The 3,897-nt window shown below is 54.7% G+C and carries 5 protein-coding genes; 1 reads left to right on the top strand and 4 read right to left on the bottom strand.

Annotation, left to right across the window (positions count from 1 at the left end):
- The coding region (locus tag Q7T06_RS03355) for an RlmE family RNA methyltransferase (RefSeq protein ID WP_304780135.1) at nt 1-530 on the bottom strand (530 nt) is incomplete at its 3' end.
- A gap of 95 nt (nt 531-625) precedes the next feature.
- Between Q7T06_RS03355 and Q7T06_RS03350 the strand changes: the two genes are divergently transcribed.
- Nucleotides 626-1,096 carry a YhbY family RNA-binding protein gene (locus tag Q7T06_RS03350; RefSeq protein ID WP_304780132.1) on the top strand — a complete coding sequence of 157 codons (471 nt, stop codon included), beginning with the start codon at nt 626-628 and terminating at the stop codon, nt 1,094-1,096.
- A 15-nt stretch (nt 1,097-1,111) separates the two neighbouring features.
- Here Q7T06_RS03350 and Q7T06_RS03345 read toward each other — a convergent pair whose 3' ends face one another.
- From Q7T06_RS03345 to carB, 3 genes are all read right to left on the bottom strand, one after another.
- Nucleotides 1,112-1,567, bottom strand: coding sequence for a DUF4149 domain-containing protein (locus Q7T06_RS03345; protein WP_304780129.1), 456 nt, complete (start codon nt 1,565-1,567; stop codon nt 1,112-1,114).
- Nucleotides 1,568-2,041, bottom strand: coding sequence for a transcription elongation factor GreA (gene greA, locus Q7T06_RS03340; protein ID WP_304780126.1), 474 nt, complete (start codon nt 2,039-2,041; stop codon nt 1,568-1,570). It lies immediately after the preceding gene.
- 96 nt (nt 2,042-2,137) lie between these two features.
- The coding region (carB, locus tag Q7T06_RS03335) for a carbamoyl-phosphate synthase large subunit (protein WP_304780123.1) at nt 2,138-3,897 on the bottom strand (1,760 nt) is incomplete at its 5' end.

Genomic DNA, 3,897 nt, shown 5'->3' with positions numbered 1-3,897 from the left:
ATATAGTTGTAGCCGGAACCGTTGAAACACTTGACCAGCAAGGCCCCGGACGGTTTCAGGTGGTTTTGGGCGAATTCAACCGCCAGATCGATGATATCGCTCATGCGGGCGGCATCAGCCACCGCTATACCTGACAGATTGGGCGCCATGTCCGATAGCACAAGATCAACCTTGCGCCCGGCCAGTACAAGTTCGAGCTGATCCAGTACTTCCTGCTCGCGAAAATCGCCTTGTATGAAATGCACGTCAGCAATCGGCTCCATAGGCAACATATCCAGACCGATGATAGTGCCATTGATCCCGCCGCCTATGCTTCCTGACAACTTATTACGCACATATTGCGACCAGCTACCGGGCGTACAGCCCAAATCCACAATAACCTGTCCCGGCTTGATCAACTTTTCAGATTCGTCGATTTCCTTGAGTTTGTAGACTGCGCGCGCGCGATAGCCCTCTTTCTGCGCCAGCTTCACATACGGGTCGTTAATATGGTCATGCAGCCAGTTTTTGTTTAATTTCTTCTTTGCCATTCGCGTAGAATACTAGTTTTAAATACTGTGGGACAAAGTTTGTCAGGTTCGCGATGCGCGCCGAAGCAAGATAGCCCCCGACACCATTACTCTATATGTTGAAACTCACACCGGCCGAGCGCAGCTCCTTACGCGCTGAAGCGCACGCTCTCAGCCCTGTCGTCATCATTGGGGAAGCCGGCTTGACGCCTGGCGTACTCAAGGAAATCGACGCCAGCCTCGACTCCCACGGCTTGATCAAGGTCCGCGTATTTGGCGATGACCGCGAAGCACGCGTCGCGATCTACGACACCATTTGCGAAAAACTCGATACTGCACCAGTACAGCATATCGGCAAATTACTCGTCGTGTATCGCCCGAAAAAAGATGCCGTAAAAGAACGCAGCGAAACACGCGGTCGCGGCATGCGCGAAGTTACCATCGTCAAGCCAAGTCCGAGCGGCACCAAGCGTCCGTCGGTAACCAAGGTCATGGTCAAGGGTAATGAGCGGGTCACGCAAGGCGGATCGATCAAACGCGCCAAGCCACGCCAGGCCAGCCCAAAGAAATCGTCACTCGGACGATAATAAAATCATCAAACTTCAACGAAGTTTGATGATCAGTGCAGCGCCTAGCAGGCTCTGCACAACAAAAATCCCGGTTGAAACGCCATGCATGATGCCAAACATTTTTCTCGCATCGGCCAGCACTGCTGCGTCCGTGACGCTATGCAAGACCGTGCGTAATTCTGCAATGTAGGGCTGCACTCCCATGTAGCCTATCAGGGTACACGCTGCCATTCCCCCAATCAGGTAATACAGGACCTTGGCCGGTTTTTGCAGTTCGCTACGCGCTGCCTGAAACAGCAGCGCCAGCAACGCTGCCGCACAAAACATCGACAACCAGGCGACGACACGGAACAGGCTGCCGGCTATCGTGCCCGCCAGTGCGCGATCACTGAGAGTGGAAAACAAAGTCGGCGCAACCACGAAGCCGACCGCCCACAGGCTACCCACCCAGAAGGTGGCGATCAGCAAGCGTGCACGAGACAGCAGCATTTAGATGTAACGCACTTGCAGGATTTCATACTCACGGATGCCGGCCGGCGCTTCCACCCCGACGACATCACCCGCGTACTTGCCGATCAGGGCGCGCGCGATAGGCGACGTGATCGACACTTTTTTCTCTTTCAAATCTGCTTCATCGATACCGACGATTTGATAAGTCACTTTTTCGCCGGTGCCCAGATCTTCCAGGTCGACTGTCGATGCAAAGACAACGCGACCGTCCGCTTCCAGCGTGGTCGGATCGATGATTTGCGAGGTGCCGAGCTTGCCTTCCAGATCGGCAATGCGGCCTTCGATGAAGCTTTGGCGCTCCTTGGCGGCATCGTAATCCGCATTTTCGGACAGATCGCCCTGCGCGCGCGCTTCGGAAATTGCGTTGATGACCGCTGGACGATCTTTTGTCTTCAGACGATGCAATTCCTCTTTCATGAGGTTTGCGCCATATGGGGTAATAGGTGTGGTCATAGCTTCTATCTGTAAAAGTGGAAAACCACAGAGGCCGCAGCTGGCACCGAAAACCGGGACCGTCTGTGACCTCTGTGGTTAGATTTGACTCTGAGTTTAGTGTAAGGTTTTATGCAGGCCTTGTAAATCATAGACGTGCAACTCGTCCAGATGGGCCATGCCTGCCACTGCCGCTTCCGCGCCTGCGATCGTCGTGTAAGTTGTCACACGCGCCGCCAATGCAGAGGTACGGATAGTACGGGAATCGACGATCGCACTGCGCTTTTCTTCCACAGTGTTAATGACCAGCGCAATTTCATTGTTCTTGATCATGTCGACTATATGCGGCCGTCCTTCTGCCACCTTGTTGACCAGCGTCACCTCGATGCCGGCCGCGCTGATTGCCGCCGCCGTACCCTTGGTGGCCACCACCGAGAAGCCGATTTCGACCAGGTCTTTTGCCACCTGGACCGCACGCGGCTTGTCGCTGACCTTGACGCTCAAGAACACTTTACCGGATTTAGGCAACTTGATGCTGGCGCCGAGTTGCGATTTGACAAAGGCTTCACCGAAGGTTTTGCCTATGCCCATCACTTCACCGGTCGATTTCATTTCCGGTCCGAGGATGGTGTCTACGCCCGGGAACTTGACGAACGGGAATACGGCTTCCTTGACGCTGAAGTATTCCGGCACGACTTCATTGAAGATGCCCTGGCTATCGAGCGATTGACCAGCCATGCAGCGCGCTGCAATCTTGGCCAGCTGCAAACCGGTTGCCTTCGATACATAAGGCACGGTACGCGAAGCGCGCGGATTGACTTCCAGCACGAAGACGACATCCTGCAGCTTGCCGTCGATTTCCTGTTTTTGTATCGCGAATTGCACGTTCATCAAACCGATCACGTTCAAGCCCTTGGCCATCAGCGAAGTCTGGCGCTTCAATTCATCTATGGTTTCCTGCGACAGGGAATACGGCGGCAATGAGCAAGCGGAGTCACCGGAGTGCACGCCTGCCTGTTCGATATGTTCCATCACGCCACCGATGAAGGTGCGCACGCCATCGGACAGGCAATCGACGTCAACTTCTATCGCATCATTGAGGAAACGATCGAGCAGCACTGGCGAATCATGCGACACCTTGACTGCTTCGCGCATGTAGCGCTCGAGGTCGCGTTGCTCGTGCACGATTTCCATCGCGCGCCCGCCCAGCACATACGATGGACGCACCACCAGCGGATAACCGATTTCCTGCGCCAGGCGCAAGGCATCTTCTTCAGTGCGCGCAGTGCGGTTAGGCGGCTGGCGCAGCTTCAGTTCATGCAGCATTTTCTGGAAACGTTCACGATCTTCAGCGGCATCGATCATGTCTGGCGAAGTGCCGATGATAGGCACGCCATTAGCTTCCAGATCGAGTGCGAGTTTCAATGGTGTTTGGCCGCCGTACTGCACGATCACGCCAAATGGTTTTTCCTTGTCGACGATTTCAAGCACGTCTTCCAGCGTCAGCGGTTCAAAATACAAACGGTCGGACGTGTCGTAATCAGTAGAAACCGTTTCAGGGTTGCAGTTGACCATGATGGTTTCGTAACCATCTTCGCGCATCGCGATCGCCGCATGGACGCAGCAATAGTCGAACTCGATACCCTGGCCGATACGGTTGGGACCGCCGCCCAGCACCATGATTTTTTTCTTGTTGGTCGGCTGCGATTCGCACTCTTCCTCGTAGGTCGAATACATGTACGCGGTGTTGGTGGCGAATTCGCCGGCGCAGGTGTCAACGCGCTTGTAGACCGGACGTACATTCATCGCATGGCGCTGCTCGCGCACTGCCTTGTCGGTAGTCTTCAACAATTTAGCCAGACGACGATCAGCAAAGC

The organism is Herminiimonas sp. (genome assembly GCF_030645555.1).
In the GTDB taxonomy this organism is placed as follows: Bacteria; Pseudomonadota; Gammaproteobacteria; order Burkholderiales; family Burkholderiaceae_D; genus Oxalicibacterium.
This window is presented reverse-complemented; position numbering and strand designations above follow the sequence as displayed.

What these genes read in the sequence shown, in the direction of transcription:
- Q7T06_RS03350 (WP_304780132.1), top strand. Translation starts at nt 626, where the DNA reads ATGTTGAAACTCACACCGGCCGAGCGCAGCTCCTTACGCGCTGAAGCG.
- greA (WP_304780126.1), bottom strand. Translation starts at nt 2,041, where the DNA reads ATGACCACACCTATTACCCCATATGGCGCAAACCTCATGAAAGAGGAA.
- Q7T06_RS03345 (WP_304780129.1), bottom strand. Translation starts at nt 1,567, where the DNA reads ATGCTGCTGTCTCGTGCACGCTTGCTGATCGCCACCTTCTGGGTGGGT.